The sequence below is a fragment of the Vibrio hannami genome (assembly GCF_029589055.1).
In the GTDB taxonomy this organism is placed as follows: Bacteria; Pseudomonadota; Gammaproteobacteria; order Enterobacterales; family Vibrionaceae; genus Vibrio; species Vibrio hannami.
In genome coordinates this window covers 1,003,534-1,020,114 of record NZ_JARQZP010000003.1, presented here as the reverse complement: position 1 = coordinate 1,020,114, position 16,581 = coordinate 1,003,534, and the positions used below count along the sequence as shown (strand labels likewise).

At 42.0% G+C, this 16,581-nt stretch carries 13 protein-coding genes and 2 pseudogenes; 10 read left to right on the top strand and 5 right to left on the bottom strand.

The features are described from left to right. Nucleotides 1–200 precede the first annotated feature (200 nt). The 3 genes from P7F88_RS06325 to P7F88_RS06315 form a co-directional block, all read right to left on the bottom strand. Nucleotides 201–2,468 (bottom strand): EAL domain-containing protein, encoded by a 2,268-nt coding sequence (locus P7F88_RS06325; protein ID WP_277822922.1) that lies wholly within the window; start codon nucleotides 2,466–2,468, stop codon nucleotides 201–203. A 1,111-nt stretch (nucleotides 2,469–3,579) separates the two neighbouring features. Next, nucleotides 3,580–4,617, bottom strand: a complete 1,038-nt coding sequence (locus P7F88_RS06320; RefSeq protein ID WP_277822920.1) for an alpha/beta hydrolase — start codon at nucleotides 4,615–4,617, stop codon at nucleotides 3,580–3,582. Nucleotides 4,618–4,622: 5 nt separating this feature from the next. After that, on the bottom strand, nucleotides 4,623–5,045 hold the full coding sequence (locus P7F88_RS06315) for an XRE family transcriptional regulator (protein WP_277822918.1): 423 nt from the start codon (nucleotides 5,043–5,045) through the stop codon (nucleotides 4,623–4,625). Nucleotides 5,046–5,158: 113 nt separating this feature from the next. Here P7F88_RS06315 and P7F88_RS06310 point away from each other — a divergent pair, with 113 nt between their 5' ends. After that, entirely contained in the window at nucleotides 5,159–6,067 is a 909-nt protein-coding gene (locus P7F88_RS06310; protein WP_277822916.1) for an aldo/keto reductase, read from the top strand. Nucleotides 6,068–6,137: 70 nt separating this feature from the next. On the opposite strand, the gene P7F88_RS06305 is transcribed toward P7F88_RS06310, so the two are convergent. Then, nucleotides 6,138–6,851: a glutathione S-transferase family protein gene (locus P7F88_RS06305; protein ID WP_277822914.1), complete on the bottom strand. Its 714-nt coding sequence runs from the start codon at nucleotides 6,849–6,851 to the stop codon at nucleotides 6,138–6,140. A 129-nt stretch (nucleotides 6,852–6,980) separates the two neighbouring features. Between P7F88_RS06305 and sigZ the strand changes: the two genes are divergently transcribed. After that, nucleotides 6,981–7,523: an RNA polymerase sigma factor SigZ gene (sigZ, locus tag P7F88_RS06300; RefSeq protein ID WP_277822912.1), complete on the top strand. Its 543-nt coding sequence runs from the start codon at nucleotides 6,981–6,983 to the stop codon at nucleotides 7,521–7,523. Between the two features lie 36 nt (nucleotides 7,524–7,559). On the opposite strand, the gene P7F88_RS06295 is transcribed toward sigZ, so the two are convergent. Beyond that, on the bottom strand, nucleotides 7,560–8,450 hold the full coding sequence (locus P7F88_RS06295) for a hypothetical protein (RefSeq protein WP_277822910.1): 891 nt from the start codon (nucleotides 8,448–8,450) through the stop codon (nucleotides 7,560–7,562). 283 nt (nucleotides 8,451–8,733) lie between these two features. Here P7F88_RS06295 and P7F88_RS06290 point away from each other — a divergent pair, with 283 nt between their 5' ends. The 8 genes and pseudogenes from P7F88_RS06290 (at nucleotide 8,734) to P7F88_RS06255 (ending at nucleotide 16,457) form a co-directional block, all read left to right on the top strand. Further along, on the top strand, nucleotides 8,734–9,828 hold the full coding sequence (locus P7F88_RS06290; protein ID WP_277822908.1) for a methyl-accepting chemotaxis protein: 1,095 nt from the start codon (nucleotides 8,734–8,736) through the stop codon (nucleotides 9,826–9,828). A gap of 233 nt (nucleotides 9,829–10,061) precedes the next feature. Continuing rightward, nucleotides 10,062–10,595, top strand: a complete 534-nt coding sequence (locus tag P7F88_RS06285) for a hypothetical protein (protein ID WP_277822906.1) — start codon at nucleotides 10,062–10,064, stop codon at nucleotides 10,593–10,595. Nucleotides 10,596–10,619: 24 nt separating this feature from the next. Continuing rightward, entirely contained in the window at nucleotides 10,620–11,297 is a 678-nt protein-coding gene (locus tag P7F88_RS06280; RefSeq protein ID WP_277822904.1) for an ABC transporter ATP-binding protein, read from the top strand. Then, nucleotides 11,294–12,553, top strand: coding sequence for an ABC transporter permease (locus tag P7F88_RS06275; RefSeq protein ID WP_277822902.1), 1,260 nt, complete (start codon nucleotides 11,294–11,296; stop codon nucleotides 12,551–12,553). The genes P7F88_RS06280 and P7F88_RS06275 overlap by 4 nt, the downstream gene beginning before the upstream one ends. Continuing rightward, nucleotides 12,546–13,310: an outer membrane lipoprotein-sorting protein gene (locus P7F88_RS06270; RefSeq protein WP_277822900.1), complete on the top strand. Its 765-nt coding sequence runs from the start codon at nucleotides 12,546–12,548 to the stop codon at nucleotides 13,308–13,310. Before P7F88_RS06275 ends, P7F88_RS06270 begins: the two co-directional genes overlap by 8 nt. 2 nt (nucleotides 13,311–13,312) lie before the next feature. Further along, the gene (locus tag P7F88_RS06265; protein ID WP_277822898.1) at nucleotides 13,313–14,602 is read left to right on the top strand and encodes a hypothetical protein; all 1,290 of its coding nucleotides are present in this window, start codon (nucleotides 13,313–13,315) and stop codon (nucleotides 14,600–14,602) included. Then, nucleotides 14,602–15,658: pseudogene (locus tag P7F88_RS06260) on the top strand (sensor histidine kinase). Before P7F88_RS06265 ends, P7F88_RS06260 begins: the two are co-directional and overlap by 1 nt. 9 nt (nucleotides 15,659–15,667) lie before the next feature. Next, a pseudogene (locus tag P7F88_RS06255) lies at nucleotides 15,668–16,457 on the top strand (LytR/AlgR family response regulator transcription factor). Nucleotides 16,458–16,581 lie beyond the last annotated feature (124 nt).

Here is a 16,581-nt window from a genome sequence, read left to right as displayed (position 1 = left end):
TCTATATAAATTTTGCTCACTTCTGGGAAATTTCTTTCAGCACTCTTCTAGTAACAACCATAAGTAAAAGTACGGCAATGTCATCGGCACGATCTGCCACTGAGTAACTGCGTTAACACCGAAAAGGGCAATTCTGAGCTATGAAGAGCCAACTGTCTCGACTCTAGAACATTGTGGGACAATTTGTCCCATCCGCAAACTTATGGACAAAGCGCTTTAGTGTTTCCGTTTAAGAAATGCACAATATTATAGATATCGATGATTGCCACATAATCTCCAAAGTCATCGATAACCACCCATGGAAATTGGTTTCTATTGTGTATCTTCTCGTGTATCTCACCAGTGTTAATGGTCTCATGCACGGTTGTTAATTTGGAGCTCATCATCGCACTCGCAACTTTGGACATTGTCTGATATTCATGCATTGTTTCTCTATCTGTCCCCATTGCTGGGGTAGCATGTAAGTTAAATTGCTCCCTCGTGATAATGCCAACGCATTTTCTCTCTAATAACACTGGAAATGCTGAAAAGCTGCTGTTGTCAAACAGCTCCTTAATTTCTCTCAGCGTATGTTGTGGAGTTAACATAGGAGGATGAGACATCAATTCAACTTCAGCAGAATCCAGTTCCTCTAATGATTCAATGCCATCAACATTAACAGTTTGAGCTGAAAGTTTTTCAATCGGTTGTGGCCGCTCAAAGTAGAATCCCTGAATATAATTCACTTTCAACTGACTGAGTATTTTGACTTCTTGAAGCTTTTCAACGCCTTCTGCGACTACTTCTACACCCAAAGTATGGGCAAGATGTGTGATCATTTTTACGATGTAGTAGTTATGAGAGCCCACAGTAAGATCCGTCACAAACTCTCTATCAATCTTCAATAAATCAAAATTGCCATCTTTTAAATAAGAAAAAGATGAATACCCTGTACCGAAATCATCAATGGCGACTTTTAAGCCCTTTTTCCTGAGTTCAAAGAGCAAGTTATTGTCTTTTTGCTCGCTATCGAAATACGCAGACTCGGTCAGCTCTACTGTTATAAATGGAAGGTGCCTAGCGTGTTTCTTAAATAGCCTTAACAAGTCGTTAAAAACCACTTTCATTGGTTTATCGGAGTTCAACGATATGTTTATTGTCAGTTCTACATTCGGTCCATATAACTTAGCTAAATCACGGCGGTAACTGATTGCTTTATCAGCTATTGCCAAGTCCAGCTCAGAGATTAACTTCATGTCCTCAGCAACTTGTATCATCTCTTGTGTGTTTAACAAGTTACCGTTGTAATCCCGAAATCGACACAACGCTTCTAACTTGGTTATTTTCCAGTTTGATGTATTCACAATGGGCTGAAAAAACACCTCCATTTTTCTATGACGCACTGATTGTGTCACGATATCTTCAAGAACTTCACGCCGTTTTATTTTTTTATGTAAAGTGCGGTTGAAAAAGCAAATGTTACTCGTTCCAGAAGTATGCTGCTCATACATCGCCTGAAGAGAATGGGAAATCATTTTATTTTCATTGTTTGCGTCTAGGCCAAGGACAGAAACACCTATCGTGCATTCTGTGACAGCTTTGTAGACTGAAGGCTCAACCCGCTGTTTTAACGTTTTAAACCTGCCTTTAATGGCTTCAAAAATAGAAAGCGAATGCGGTTTATCTTTATGACGCTCATACACAATTGATATCGAAAAAACAGCCTTTTTAATGAACCCGGCAGAGCAGTGATGCTCATAGTAGGCCAACGCACTTGCCAGCTGTTTCTTATTTTCGAACTCATATTCTTTATCAAATCGGGGGACGAAAGAGAGAACCAGCATTCCTTGATTCTCTTTGAGGTCTATCGCGCTATCTTGAACCTTGAGGAAAAATTCATCTTCACCAGGTAATTGTGTTAATAACTCAATACCACCATGCTCAACTCCCGCCACCCGATACAGTTTATTTGATAAATCCTGAGTCATCCCTAGATAAAATACGTAGCCACTAATGGACTCTAGCCGCTGTAAACGCAGCTCCTGGGGTTTGATGGTCCCCGTTTTCTCTTTGCTAAGAATAAGGCCATTCCAAACTCCTGTCTTACTGAGTTTTTGCCACATCTCTTGAAAGAAGGCCTCTCCGTGTTTGCCTGCATTAAACATGGATGTTTTTTGCCCAAGTAACTCATCTATCTTGTACCCTGTCGATTTTTCAAAGTAGGTATTGCACGCAAGAATTCGCGTCTCTTCATCGGTGACAACCATTCCTTGGCTTTTGTTTTCAAAGATTTGGAGAAAGAATGACGATATATCATGTGCCGTAGGCACCATGAACAAAGGAAGAACTACCCCAGCTATATGGTTGCCAGTGATTTTTTTTGCAGATACTACACATAAGGTAATCTGACCTTTACTCGTCGCGATACACGCCTTAACGGGTTCAGATGAAATATCTTCAATAACTTGTTGGAAGTGTCTAGCTACCAACTTTTGGTCCTCTTTTGAAAATAAGCAAAAAAATCGTCAATTTTCTCAAGAGGTTTTCTGGAATCGACAATGAAATTTAAGTCCTCCATATTGATGCTGAAGGAATCAGTTGCAACTTGCCATGTGAAAGGCATCTCTTTGTGCTTGTGATAACTAACGAGTTCTTCTTTAACCAACTTTGTTCACCGTTCGACGAATTTACTTAGTTATAAATATTTTTTAGATATATATAATATAGCCCAAAAAAACGTATCAGTTTACACATTCTCACTCTAATGGAATTAAAAACACATTTGCAACCTTAATAAACATTGCTTTTCATTGTTAAACTTCATTTGAAATATAGCCTTATTCTATCTTTACATGGAGAATGTTTCACTGTTAACAATATTGCTCGTTAATTAAATATTTAGGTTGCATATAACGTGTTGTAAATAAAGAGGGTGTGAGGAAATCTTTAGTAAGATAAAGTGCTTGCGGGAGAATTGCGATATCTTGTCTGATAGTAAGGTGCTTTCAGGTGTCAATTCAGTTTTAAATAATTAATACAAACTAAGAATATGAATCTAATAATATATTCTTGAAATCCATGAAACATATCACTCATTAATATAGAGGTAATACACTAAAACTAAATCTATAAAAGCACTGCCTGGCCATAATTGGAATATTAAAAACATACATACTTAGGCCGAGACAAAAGAGTCAGGTATGTTGTCTACCAATGAACTTACATGATAATCCACACTAGAGTTACTGATGGACGCGCCAAGGTCTATTACAGAATAGCTGTAAGGATGTACCAGATCTGATAATTGCTTAGGCTAGTTATCAACGCAGCACCGATAGTGGATAGAAGCAGTGAATATTTAGCTATTTTCATGACGTACTCCTGATGAGTATTGGTGAGCGATGGCGTGAATTATAAGTGAATCCTTATATAGGAAAAACAAATGTAATTACCATTCACTGGTGCCAGAATTGCAACAATGGAAGCTGTTATGCATAACTACGTGAAGCGTAAGAAACGAAGGGAAACCATGAATATGTGGTGTTACTGAGTTTCCCTAGCGCTGTTAAGGCAATGTTCCGTAACCTTCTCCGAAGGCACTTAATCAGCAGCTACTCTTCTTGGCTCGTGACTATTATCCCTTATAAACTGGTCAATGGTGTTTAACGCTCTGTTTCGAATTTCATCTCGCTCCATAGTAGGAACATGCTTGGACTTTGGAAAAAGCACCTGCTCACACTCTTCGATTAATGAGCATGAATTGGTGTGAGCTTCTTTGCTTACCAGTCTGTCGTTTCCTGCACTCAGGATTAACACCGGCACTTTTATCTTATTCAGAAACGATGCTTCGTTCACCATGTCCATGGAGTCGTATGCCTTGTTTAACCAGCGATAGGTTGCGCCACCCATTGTTAGCTCAGGCTCGTGTATACGCCAGTAAACGGTTGCTAAGTCGCGTTCTGGGTCGGTTGTACAGCAGCTCTTTTCTAGCTTGTAATCATCCCACAATACCCAGTCACCGTGACCTAAAACGTAAGAATCAGAGAAACCGAAAGAATCGGCAAGATACGCCAATGTACGCACTGCCCATTCTGGTTTGGCTCCAGTTTTAATATCGTACATTGGAACCTGTGCAATAAGCGCGTCAAAGTATCCGGGGTATTCACCAACATACCGGGTCGCAATATGCCCACCCAGGCTTGTACCCATCAATAATATGGGGGTGTTCTCTGTAGGATGCATGATCCTGGTGCGAAGGTAGTGAACGGCTTCGGTATAGGTAGAAAAGTCATCAATATATACCTTATGGCTGTTTTCTAGCCACCTTGTGGACTTACCATGACCAGGCAGATCCAGAGCCCAAACCTCTAGACCAAGACTTAACAAGTGACGGAACAGCTCGTAGTTAAACTCTGGTGACTCCATAATTCCGTGAATCATCACTAATGTCCCACGTTTGGGCAGCTCAGGCTTTATGGAAACATAGCGAATAGTCAAATCTGGTCTAAGCTGAAAACTGCCCCAGGTTGCTGTTTCTGGTTGTTTCATTCTTTCAGGTAGCTGAGTTGGCGGGTACTCCAGTGCAGCGACAGAAGTAGACAGTACTAGCGAAAGGAACAATGTTGCGACAATTTTCATATCTATTATTTTTCACTTTGCTCTGGGTTCTGCTCTTGTGGATGGCGGTTTAGGAAATTAACCATGGCATCTTTATCCAGATATCCATCAGATTTTTTATGCGCCCTAAGATACTGGTAGCCAGACACAATCAGCCTGTATTGCAGCTGCTCAGTTTCAGTCATTGGTTTTTTCTTGACCACTTCGTGCGCGATTTCTAAAGCTTCCATATCCACAACCTCGGCTTGTCGGTAAAGGTAACCACAGCCAGTTGCCAGCCATTCTAGTGAGCAATTTGCTTTTACCGCTATTTGATTCGCCTTAGCGAGACTTGGCTCACTGCCTTTGAGATATTTACGGATTAAACCTTCGCTCATATCAACGCGTCGGGCAAAACCACTAATACTCTCTTGCCCGATCAATGATTGTAGCCGTTCGGCAAAACTCATAAATTCGTACTCTGGTTCGAAATTGTTCCGTTTTACCATTGAGTGGGGGTATAAACAAGCATAGGATGAAGGCAAATTATTAAACCAATAAATCGCAACGGGGGAACTACCTTATGGTGGAGAAAGTATCAATTGCACCTCAGGGGCCGCAATTTTCTGAGTTGGTTCAGGGCTACTGGAGAATGGCAGAGTGGGGAATGACACCACAAGAACGCTTGTCATTTCTAAAGCAACATGTCGAACTGGGTATATCGACTGTTGATCATGCAGACATCTATGGTAACTACGAATGTGAAAAGCTGTTTGGTGAAGCGTTAGCGTTGGAACCTTCTGTCCGAGATAGCATTGAAATAGTGACTAAATGCGATATTAAGCTTTGCTCAGATAAGTTCCCTGAGCGTGAAGTTAACCACTATGACACCAGCAAACAACATATTATCGAATCGGTGAACAACTCTCTCGAGCGTTTGAATATTGATAATATCGATGTGTTGCTTATCCATCGCCCTGACGTGTTAATGGAGGCAGATGAAGTAGCCGAAGCATTTGCTGAATTAAAAAGATCAGGGAAAGTGACTCACTTTGGAGTATCTAATTTCTCGCCATGTCAATTTGAGTTGCTGCAATCGCGCCTTGAAGTACCTCTAGTGACCAATCAGGTTGAAATCAATCCACTTAACTTTGAAGTGGCTCATGATGGCACATTGGATCAGCTTCAGATGTTAAGAGCACGCCCAATGGCATGGTCATGCCTTGGCGGCGGCGCTATTTTCTGGGGTGAAGAAGAGCAACATGTACGAGTTCGCAATGAGCTAGAGGCTATAAGGAAAGAAGTCGGTTCCGAATCGATTGATCAGGTTATCTACGCTTGGGTGAGACGCCTTCCATCCAAGCCGCTACCGATTATCGGTTCAGGTAAGATTGATCGTGTTAAAACCGCAATTTCAGCGTTGAATATTGAGCTAACCAGAGAGCAGTGGTTCCGCGTTTGGGTTGCTTCGAAAGGTCACGGTGTGCCATAGAGCCTGAAATAGAACCGGAATAAGCCATTCCCTGAATGGGGAATGGCGAACTCTTATCAGCATCAAGAATCTAACAGCAGCATGAATCGGAGTTTGCTTCGCTTGAGCAGCAAGCCGGAGCACAAGTTGGCTTCTTCTCAATCACTGATGCAAAGTAATTATTAGTCAGGTAATAACTACTAAATCTTTCAATAAAGTCAGAAGGCACTGTTCGCTGAGGAAGGCCAGATTCCATCAGTGCTTGTTGCCATTGCTGTACCTTCGGAAACCCTTCCAGCATATCAATTCCAGAGTGCTCTTTGATGACATAGGCTCTATGAAGCAAAGGTAACCAGGCGATATCTACGTTGGAGATATAGTCGCCTTTAAAGTAGGTATTTTCGCCTAACTTCTTTTCTGCTCTGGCAAAAGATTTTGCCAGATTAGCCAGACGCGTTTCGTAAGTTTCTTTATCTTTGCTCGACATCGTGCTGCACTGAGGCATGTAGTGTTTACTGGCCTGATAGGACCAGGCGCGGTTTATCGCTTTCTCTTCGGGGTTTAACTCTTCGATTGGAGCATATTTATCGTCGAGATACTCAACAATAGCATCAGATTCATACAGAGCCGTTTTATTTTCCGTTATCAAAACGGGCACCTGGCCATTTGGGGAGATATCCAAAAACCATTGCGGCTTGTTGTTAAGTTCAATATATTCAATTTCATACGGAACCTCTTTCATCTCTAATGCCCCCATAACACGCTGTACAAAAGGGCAGTTTTTAAAGCTAATGAGTTTGATCATCTTTACTCCGGAATAGTCTCTTGGTTTGTTTACATACATAAGACGAACTGACTTTGAAAAAGACGAAAAAAAGATGATTTTTTTTACTTAAGGAACCATAGTGTTCAAAAATTAAGAGAGAACTTGAAAATGGATGTAGAGAAAGTTTGGCTAGAATACCAGTCAGGGCTAAAAGCATTTCTAAATAAAAATATCTCCAACACAGACGATGTGGATGACCTACTTCAAGACATTTTCCTTAAAACCTACAAGAATCTTCCATCTGTCAGTGACCAGGAAAAAATTAAGCCCTGGCTCTATCAGGTTACAAACAACGCTATCATGGATTTTTATCGACAAAGCTCGAAAGAGAGCGGAATTTTGAGTGAAGAGCTCTGGCAGAAGCAGCCTGAAGAAAATATTCAGCGAGAACTATCAAGATGTATTGCGCCTTTCATTTATAGCTTGCCTGAAGAAGATGCTGAACTATTAGTGGCTATAGAACTAGATGGTATTTCGCAAAAAGAGTATGCCCAAAAAAGTGGAATAAAATACTCGACACTTAAATCCCGAGTCCAAAAAAGTAGAAAACTGTTGCATAAAGTATTCACTGAATGCTGTGAATTTACCTTGAGTCATAGCGGTGGTGTAATTGAATATTCGAGAAAAAAGAAAGGTTGTACCGGTTGCTAGCCGATGAAGGTCGTATTCGACATAGTAATCATGAATTTAAGGAGGATATCTGATGCTGTCGTCATTATTTTCCTCCACAGTTGTAGTAAGGGAATCGGGTATTTCTGTGGCTGAAGTTAATGTTGCCTTGTCGAAATTATCATCAAAATGTTCTACCGGTGGAACACCAGATTCGTTGTCTACTTCTTCATTGCTCTCTTCTTCAGAGTCGGTAGTGAGCAGTTTGTTAAACTGAAATTCATCAGATAACTGTTCTTCTAGTGCCTCTAACTGTTCGAGCAGAGGAGCGATAGTACTCGCCGAGTCTATACCGGATTTCGACTCCAGGTAGCTTATACCCTTTCGAACCAATTCTGTTGCCAGGTCTTTTTGATCAAGCTCTAATGCATAGTTAGCTCGTTTAGTAAGGTTTCCAATCACAATTTGTGTCTGTAGGTTATTGAGCCTTGTGTTTTCATGCATAAACTCAGTGATATTAATGATTTTTTTGATACGTACTGTACGGATAATGACACGAAACTGTTTGATTAACTTGATCAGTTCAATTGCTTGCATCTCATTTGAGGGGGCTTCAAAAGAACTTGTATCAGCATATGAAGAGGATGACTTGAGCAACTGTATCTGCTCTCGTAAATATTCTGCCCGGTTAGCGAAAGGCGAGTTATCCGGATCCAGAGTCAAGATCGAATCTAAAATGTGTAATTGCCGTTGGTAGAGACAAAAGTAAAGCGTTTTGCTGAAAGGCAACTTCTTAGCGCCGTTTAATAGCTCATTAGAGCTTCTTAACTTACTAAATAGTATGGCAAGTTCTTTTTTCTTCTGAGCTTCTTGCCGATTGATATACATAGTTCTCAATCGCAGGAAAATGAACAGCGATGCGATGCCGGAAGCAAAAGTAATAATATAGCCAATCAAATCTAAATTCATCTTACGCCTTAGTACTGCCTTCGGTGGCTATCTGGTTCACTTCTATCGTATATTCACGGGGTTTATTGGAATATATTAGAATATTACGATGATTAATAGAGTGTTGATTGGTGAATTTTCTTAAAAGTGATGCTGATATAGCGTTTGTTGCATGTTGCACGCCAAATGGAGTCAGAGCACTAGATATAAAAGCAAATCTTGATATTCATCAACATATTGTGTCCTGCAATTAAAACTCTCGTCCTATAATGTAAAATAAGTGTTACTTGTCGAGTAAGGGATTATGTTTAATCGTAAGTTAAGGCTAGAAAACGAATTACTAAAACAAGAGCTGTCGGACCTTAAAGCTCAATATGAAAGTCAACTAGAACTAATGCGTCAGGATCTTACTGGTGTTAACCAAAAAGTTACGCAGGAGCAGTCCCAAAGTAAACTTTGTAATGAACTTATGCAAAGCAGCCTGAAGGGAGGCAGGATGCTTGATGCAATTCGTACGGGGATGGCGACTAGCGCAGAGGCTCTCGAAAGCGAAAATCATGAGCTTGCTCAGCTCGATGAGCTATTTAAGCAGACACATCAGGCGTTATCTCGTCTTGATACTCGTGCAGAGAATATCAGCAGTCAGGCCAGTAGCAGCATGGTGTCTGTGACCACCCTTGATAATACGGCTAACTCCATCAGCCAGTTAGTTTCGGCTATTCAGGAGATATCTGATCAGACGAACTTACTGGCTTTGAACGCAGCTATCGAAGCGGCGCGAGCTGGAGAAGCCGGACGAGGTTTTGCGGTAGTAGCGGATGAGGTGCGAACCCTCGCAGGAAAAGCGCATGAGGCGAGTAATCAGATAGATACACTGGTTAATCAAGTGCTGACTCAGGTAGCTTCTATCAAAAAGTCTGTCGAAGAAAATGAAATATGTGCGGCCGAAGTGTCGGCTTCTAGCGCTCAAATTGGCACGATCGTCAACGAAGTATTGGTGAAGTCTGAGCACATGCAAAAAGTCATTCATGTTGCTGCAACGAGAAGCTTTCTGGATACTGTGAAACTTGATCATGCGGTGTGGAAAAACAATCTCTACCATTTGCTTGAAAATCAAAAATTTGATGAAACGGTTAACACCCATAAAGAGTGTCGTTTGGGGCAATGGTATTACCAGGGAGATGGTCAGCAATATAGTAACCTTAGCGCATTCCAGGCTCTGGAGGGACCACATCAACAGGTGCATGATTTAGGCCGGGAAGCCATGATGAAAGGGCGGGATCAAAACTACACGTCATTGATAACCGCGGTCAATGGTATGGAAAGTGCGAGCGAAAGTGTGGTTGCCAGATTAGACAGCCTGTTAGAGCAAATCATCGCATCACGACAACAAGGGTAGAACAAGTAACTTAAAAACATTATGAGCCTGAACCTACACCGGTTCGGGCTTTTTATTTTCATCTGTCCTCCTCATTTACCGTTCACTCCGTTCATACCCCGTTCATCGCATTAGGAAAAAGTTCGAGTTCACCCGAGTTAATCTTTAATCAGGTTAATAAAAAGGGACAAACCATGTTAGTATGAACTCTATCAATCCTAAGTATCTCTTTGTTAGTTGCTGGACATTCTGCAATGGCCGCAGTGCCTACAGAGCTAATAAACATGTATAACCAAGCAGCGCAGGGCGACGAAGATAAAACTGAAGAAGTTTATAAAGCGCTGAGTTCACTTATTGAAAAAGAAGGGGCGAGTGCGCTTGGGCTGGTTTATCTCGGTGGTTCTGAAACCCTTCTTGGCCGGGATGCCTTTTTACCATGGAACAAAATGAAGTACGTAGAAAAAGGAGTAGCAAAAATCGACAAGGGCTTGTCGTTGATAGATGCAGACTTCGCTTCGCCAGATTTGGTTATGGGATTACCAGAAAACTATCTGGCGAGAGCTAATGCAGCTGCTGTTTATACCGGACTTCCAGACATGTTTAATCAGTTCGATAAAGGTTACGACATCTATCTTGAGCTTCTTAGTCGTGAAGATTTTCCAAGCTACCATCCCGCAGCCATATCCTGGGTTTATGAGTATGCTATTAAAGCGGCAGAAAACACCGGCGATTCAGAACAGGCAAATAAATGGAGTGAGCAACTTCAGACACTGAGCTCGGCTGATTGAGAAAAAGTTGTGTGAGGGGAAAATATGATTAGTTACGAGATGATTTCTAAAGATTATCAGCTGGGAAAGCAGAAAGTGCCTGCATTACAAGGAGTCTCTGGTGTGATTGAGCAAGGCGAGATGGTAGCCCTGTGTGGTCCATCTGGCTCAGGCAAAAGTACGTTATTAAATATTTTGGGGCTATTGGATAGAGAGTATCAGGGGGAGGTTTGCCTTGATGGAAAGCCGTATCCGACGACGGTGTCCGAAGCGGCGAAGTTGCGAAGGACCCAATTTGGATTTGTGTTTCAGAAGTTTAACCTGGTTCCGGTGATGACGGCGTTAGAAAACGTGGCTTACCCACTGTTTCTTAATGGATACGACAAAGTGCAACAACAGCAAATCGCGAAAGAAATGCTGGAAAGGGTAGGGCTGTCTGAGTTTGTTCACCACAGACCAGACCATTTATCGGGAGGCCAGCAACAACGAGTCGCTATCGCTCGTGCTTTGGTGCATAAACCGCAGCTTGTAATTGCCGATGAGCCTACTGCAAGTCTGGATAGTCACACAGCAAACTTGGTTATCGACATAATGCACACACTAGGACATGAAATGAAAACAACGTTTATTGTGGCAACTCATGATCCTCGTATGGCAATGCGGTGTGACAGAAGTATCGAGCTTCTCGATGGGAAAGAAAATGCAAGAAGGAAAGTTGCATGAGCAGTTTAATACCATACTCAATCCGAATGGCATGGCTGAATTTACTGAGAAATGCCAGACGAAGTTCTTTATCAATACTGATCGTAGCAATCGCTGTTTTTGCACTAGCAAGCGTTGGTGGATTTGGCTTGTATACATACGACTCTCTTAAAGAGATGGCAGCGAGAGACAGTGGTCACCTGACATTAAGTACGCCGGGATACTTTGAAAAAGATGAAGAAATGCCATTAAGCAACGGCTTATCTGAAACCGATAAACTAACAAGAAAGCTACTGAAGCATGACTCTGTCCGAGGTGTCCAGCCTCGTATCTACTTTACCGGGCTGGTTTCCAACGGAAGTAAATCAACAATCTTTGTAGGAACAGGAGTTAATGAACGAGAGTTTGATATGAAAGGACCATTCCTTTCAGTTCAATCGGGTTCTGCATTGGCTTCGATTAATAGTAGTCGGTATGACCCGGCTGAACCAGAAGTGATGTTAGCAAAAGACCTGGCGAAGAACCTTAATGTTGCTACCAATGATTGGGTCACCTTACTGGCTACCACAAGCGACGGGGCACTAAATGCTTATGACTTTAAGGTCAAAGGCATTTATTCCACCGGTGTGCCCGAACTGGATAAGCGCCAGTTGTATATTCATCTATCGATGGCTCAAGAGCTGTTGGTCAGCGAAAAGGTGAGTACCTTGTCTGTGTTTTTATTTGAAACCGCAGAAACAAACCGAGTTCAATCTTTAGTGCAGCGGGATTTATCCGATCTTGGTGTGCGCGATAATATCGCCATAACACCATGGCAGGAACGCGCCTTTTTCTACAAAAAGGTCAAAGATCTCTACGATCGTATATTCGGCATCATGGGAGCAGTTATGGCTTTAGTTGTGTTTGTCGCTCTGTTTAATACCATGACTATGTCGGTGACTGAGCGAACAAGAGAGATTGGTACACTTTCAGCTTTAGGCGCATATCCCACAGATATTATTGCTGATTTTCTCAGGGAGGCTGGTCTGCTTGCTGTAATAGGTGCAGTTATAGGTACGTTATTTAGTGCTGCTATTTCAGTATTTCTCTCATTTGCAGATATTCAGATGCCACCACCACCGGGAAGCAGCGAAGGATATCCACTTCATGTGTATTTTTCACTTGAGCTTGTACTTTATGCCGCGCTGGGAGTTTTAGTGATATGTCTGTTTAGCGCTTACTTATCTGCCCGTCGAGGTGTGCAGAAACCAATTACGGAGGCGCTAACGTATGTATAAGTATCTCAAGGTGATGATGTTTGTTTTTGCTTCTTTTCTTTCATTCGGGGTCGCGTCTCAAGAAGCTGATGTGAACGCGATGCTGGAAAGAGCGGATAGATACCGACTTCAGGAAGGTGCCTCAAAAGTTGTGTCGAACATACATCTATACAAACGTGGAGAACACGAAAGATCTCAGTTGTATCATGTGTACTTACGTGAAAACAGAGAGTCCCTAGTGATATTTAAATCTCAGGTCGAAGCAGGGCAAAAAATGTTAATGCTTGGCGATAATTATTGGCTTCTTATGCCCAAAAGCCGCAGGCCAATAAGGATTACACCGATGCAGAAGCTATTGGGAGAAGCTTCAGTAGGCGATATATCAACATTGACCTGGAGTGACGATTATCAGGGAAAATGGATTAAGCAAGAAGACATTACTCTGGAGAGTGGGGAGACATTTAAAACTAATCTGTTGGAACTAAATGCTAAAACAAAAGGAGCGACCTATTACAGAATTGAACTATGGCTTGAACAAGGCTCTGATTTTCCGGTAAGTGCAAATATGTATTTACGTTCAGGGAAGATGGCTAAAGTTGCCACCTTTACTAAAGGTGCGAGAAATGGCCTGGAGTCAGTGTTATCGATGACATTGGTAGACAAGATACAGTCAGAAAAAATGACTAAGGTAGAGTATTTGTCCGTTGAGCCAAAAGTACTCTCAGACAAATACTACAACCCGGCGTATCTATCGAGAAACAATGTATCGGAGCTTTAGCCATGGGACGATATTTACTGATGCTGATGCTTGCTCCCTTGTATTCTGCATATGGCGGCTCATCATCTGTGTTCTTGTTAGATCAAAGTGAGATTAACTTCGACTGGGATTGGACAGTGAGCTCTGAACATAGCGTCCATAGAGAAACGGGTTACGTTCAGACACACGAATCTCGCTCAACAAACTCTATTGATGGATTGCTAGATGTGGAAGTCAGGTACAAGCAATGGACAGGATTGTTCGCGCTTAGCGTTGGTGACTTATATAACAGTGGACATGCGCGTAGCGAATCTGACTTTGTTATCCAGGAACTATTTACTCAGGGCACTGTAGATGTAGGTGGGACGTCTTTGGATTATCTCCTTGGCAAAACCAGGCTGGATTGGGGGATTGGATACGGTCATAGGCCATTGGATATATTCAAACCGTACCGACGAAACCCCGTTGGTATTCAGGTTGAAGAAGGGTCAGGGGTTGCCTCTATTTCCTATTTTGATATGGATGGGGAGTGGACTCTTATCTATTCAGATTCCAGTTGGAATAACCAAAAAAGTGGGGAGCTGGACCAACTGAACGAACAACAAGGTGTTGGGTTACGTAGATACTGGTTATCAGCAAACTCAGAGTACCAGTTGATAGCTTATTATGACGACGTACGAAGAGGATTAGTTGGGAGTAGTCTGGTCTCTGTACTCGATGCTTCGTGGGAGATACACGCTTCGGCGCTTTTTCAACAACAATATTATGCTTATTCGATACCCACTAATTCGTTTGCACCTGTGTCGACAGAAAAGTACAACGATGGTGTTCAGGCACTGTTCGGTTTTACGTGGGCGAATGAGTCAGGCCATCAGGTCATTGGCGAATATTGGTACGATAGCCGAAGTTGGAGTAGGGACGAATGGAAAAATGCCAACTCGAGGGTGGATAATTTGGCCTCTTCGACGGCTTTTGATGGCTTAAGGTACTCTTATGCTAATGGCTTTAATCACGCGAATCTTGTACAGCACAATTTGATGATCCACTGGAGCCTGAACGGCAGTTCGCTTTCTACAATGTCTGAAAGTTACCGTTGGATCGAAGATATTACTCCAACCTTTGACCTGATTTTTTCTCCGGAGGACAAGGGTTTTATTGTTACTCAGTGGATCAATTATCAGGTGATTGATACAGGTGATTCACGTTGGGAATTGGAGGCAGCAGCACGTTTTTATAGTGGCGATGGTGATTCTGTTTATGCAAACCTCCCCGATAGGCATAAGATTCTGATGAATGTAAAAGGACGCTTTTGATGATAGAAAATCGTTTATCAAACAAATCCAACCATTGGATTAAAAGTTATCTGGTAACGACCGTGGTTTGTGTAGTTATTGCCGCTTTTACCAGAACGCTATGGCTCCGGGCCTTACCTGCAGCATTTAGCAATTAGCTTTGGCTTTGGTTATAGCTCTATTATTTCAGCGAATTTGCTCGCTTACTTTTTTCCGAAGCTAACGACGGCACAGAATAGTATATTGTCGATGCTATTTGCGGTGATAGTTGGCACGGTACATGCGCATTTTTGGCTTTCCACGTATGACGGCTATAGTGCTCAAAAAGGGCTTCTTTCTGTCGTTATTCTCGGCATTATCTTTACCAGTGTTTGCTTCAATTACTTCTATCACTATGAAAAAAAGCTTATTGCCGAAGCAGAGTTGGAGAAACTAAAAAGACAGGAGTCAGAGAAGGAAAAGGCACTGGTACTAAGCCAGCTAAGTCAGCTTCAAAGTCAGATAGAACCGCACTTTTTATTTAACACATTAGCCAATATTTTAGCACTTATCGAGAATGACAATGATAAGGCGAAATCAATGCTGAACAAGTTAACTGAACTATTGCGTGCCAACTTAAAGATTACACGAGAGAGCCTGACTACTATTGAGCAGGAAATGGCGCTACTGAACGCTTATCTTGGAATACAGCAGATTCGCTTAGCCGAAAGGCTTAAGTTTCATATTTCCTGTGATGAGCAGATAAAACTTACGTCATTACCTCCACTATTGGTGCAACCACTGGTAGAGAATGCCATCAGTCATGGGATAGAGCCTAAACCTGAAGGTGGAACGATCAATGTGGAGTTCAAACAAACAGACAGTTGTATCGTGATTACGGTTGACGATGATGGGCAAGGTCTATCAGATCAAGTTATTGCCGGGCATGGGATCGGGTTGAGTAATATCCGCAATCGATTAAAGGTGTTATTCGACGATGGTGCGGATTTGTCTATAACGGAAAAGGAATCAGGTGGTGTAACGGCGAGTATTACTCTTCCTCATAAAGAGTTGAATGCTCTGCATAACCAAAAATAAGGAGTTAGCTTGAGTAAGGAATTTCCCACAGCCATCATTGCTGACGATGAGCCTTTGCTGCGTCACCACCTAAACAAGATGCTTGCCGAGGTGTGGCCTCAATTAGATGTGGTTTCAGTTGTATCGGATGGCTTGTCTGCTCTAACAGAAATAGAGCAAAAAACACCGGATGTGGCTTTTTTAGACATACGTATGCCCGGAATGGATGGGATGACGTTGGCGAAAAAGCTCAATCGATTAGCTACACCACCGAAGATCGTTTTTATTACTGCTTACGATGAGTATGCGGTAAAAGCGTTTGAACAGTGTGCATTCGATTATCTGTTAAAGCCTTTAGATGAAGAACGTCTTTTTCAGTCGTGTAACCGATTAAAGGAGCAGTTGCGACGAGAAGTGCCAGAACAGAGTCAGGATCTTGCTGTGTTATTGGAGCAACTGACATTAAACAGTCAGACCTCCAGTAGGACAGAGTATCTTAGCTGGATTAAAGCTAGTCGGGGGAGATATCCACCTGATATCTGTTGATGATGTCCTCTATTTTAAGGCGGAGGATAAGTATGTGTCGGTTTATAAGAAGGCTGAGGGCAGGAAGGAAGAGTATGTAATTAGGACGCCTCTTAAGGAGTTGCTGAAAAAAATTGACCCGGACAAGTTCTGGCAAATTCACCGCTCAATGGTTATTAACGTCTCAAAAGTTGAGAAGGTTAAGAAAGGTTTAACCGGTAATATGAGCGTCATTATTGAGAATGAATCGCACCCTGTGAGCAGAAGCTCCCAAACTTTGTTTAAAAGTCTGTAAAAAAAGAAATTTTATCTATACTTGATGCTGTTACAAACTGATACAAATTATTATCAGAATTGATATAGCTCGGACATGAGCGCTATTGTAATTCTATAAGTTTCACGGTTAGTTGTTGCTATTG

What these genes read in the sequence shown, in the direction of transcription:
- P7F88_RS06320 (WP_277822920.1), bottom strand. Translation starts at nt 4,617, where the DNA reads ATGAAAATTGTCGCAACATTGTTCCTTTCGCTAGTACTGTCTACTTCT.
- P7F88_RS06315 (WP_277822918.1), bottom strand. Translation starts at nt 5,045, where the DNA reads ATGAGTTTTGCCGAACGGCTACAATCATTGATCGGGCAAGAGAGTATT.
- P7F88_RS06310 (WP_277822916.1), top strand. Translation starts at nt 5,159, where the DNA reads ATGGTGGAGAAAGTATCAATTGCACCTCAGGGGCCGCAATTTTCTGAG.
- P7F88_RS06305 (WP_277822914.1), bottom strand. Translation starts at nt 6,851, where the DNA reads ATGATCAAACTCATTAGCTTTAAAAACTGCCCTTTTGTACAGCGTGTT.
- sigZ (WP_277822912.1), top strand. Translation starts at nt 6,981, where the DNA reads ATGGATGTAGAGAAAGTTTGGCTAGAATACCAGTCAGGGCTAAAAGCA.
- P7F88_RS06295 (WP_277822910.1), bottom strand. Translation starts at nt 8,450, where the DNA reads ATGAATTTAGATTTGATTGGCTATATTATTACTTTTGCTTCCGGCATC.
- P7F88_RS06290 (WP_277822908.1), top strand. Translation starts at nt 8,734, where the DNA reads ATGTTTAATCGTAAGTTAAGGCTAGAAAACGAATTACTAAAACAAGAG.
- P7F88_RS06285 (WP_277822906.1), top strand. Translation starts at nt 10,062, where the DNA reads ATGGCCGCAGTGCCTACAGAGCTAATAAACATGTATAACCAAGCAGCG.
- P7F88_RS06280 (WP_277822904.1), top strand. Translation starts at nt 10,620, where the DNA reads ATGATTAGTTACGAGATGATTTCTAAAGATTATCAGCTGGGAAAGCAG.
- P7F88_RS06275 (WP_277822902.1), top strand. Translation starts at nt 11,294, where the DNA reads ATGAGCAGTTTAATACCATACTCAATCCGAATGGCATGGCTGAATTTA.
- P7F88_RS06270 (WP_277822900.1), top strand. Translation starts at nt 12,546, where the DNA reads ATGTATAAGTATCTCAAGGTGATGATGTTTGTTTTTGCTTCTTTTCTT.
- P7F88_RS06265 (WP_277822898.1), top strand. Translation starts at nt 13,313, where the DNA reads ATGGGACGATATTTACTGATGCTGATGCTTGCTCCCTTGTATTCTGCA.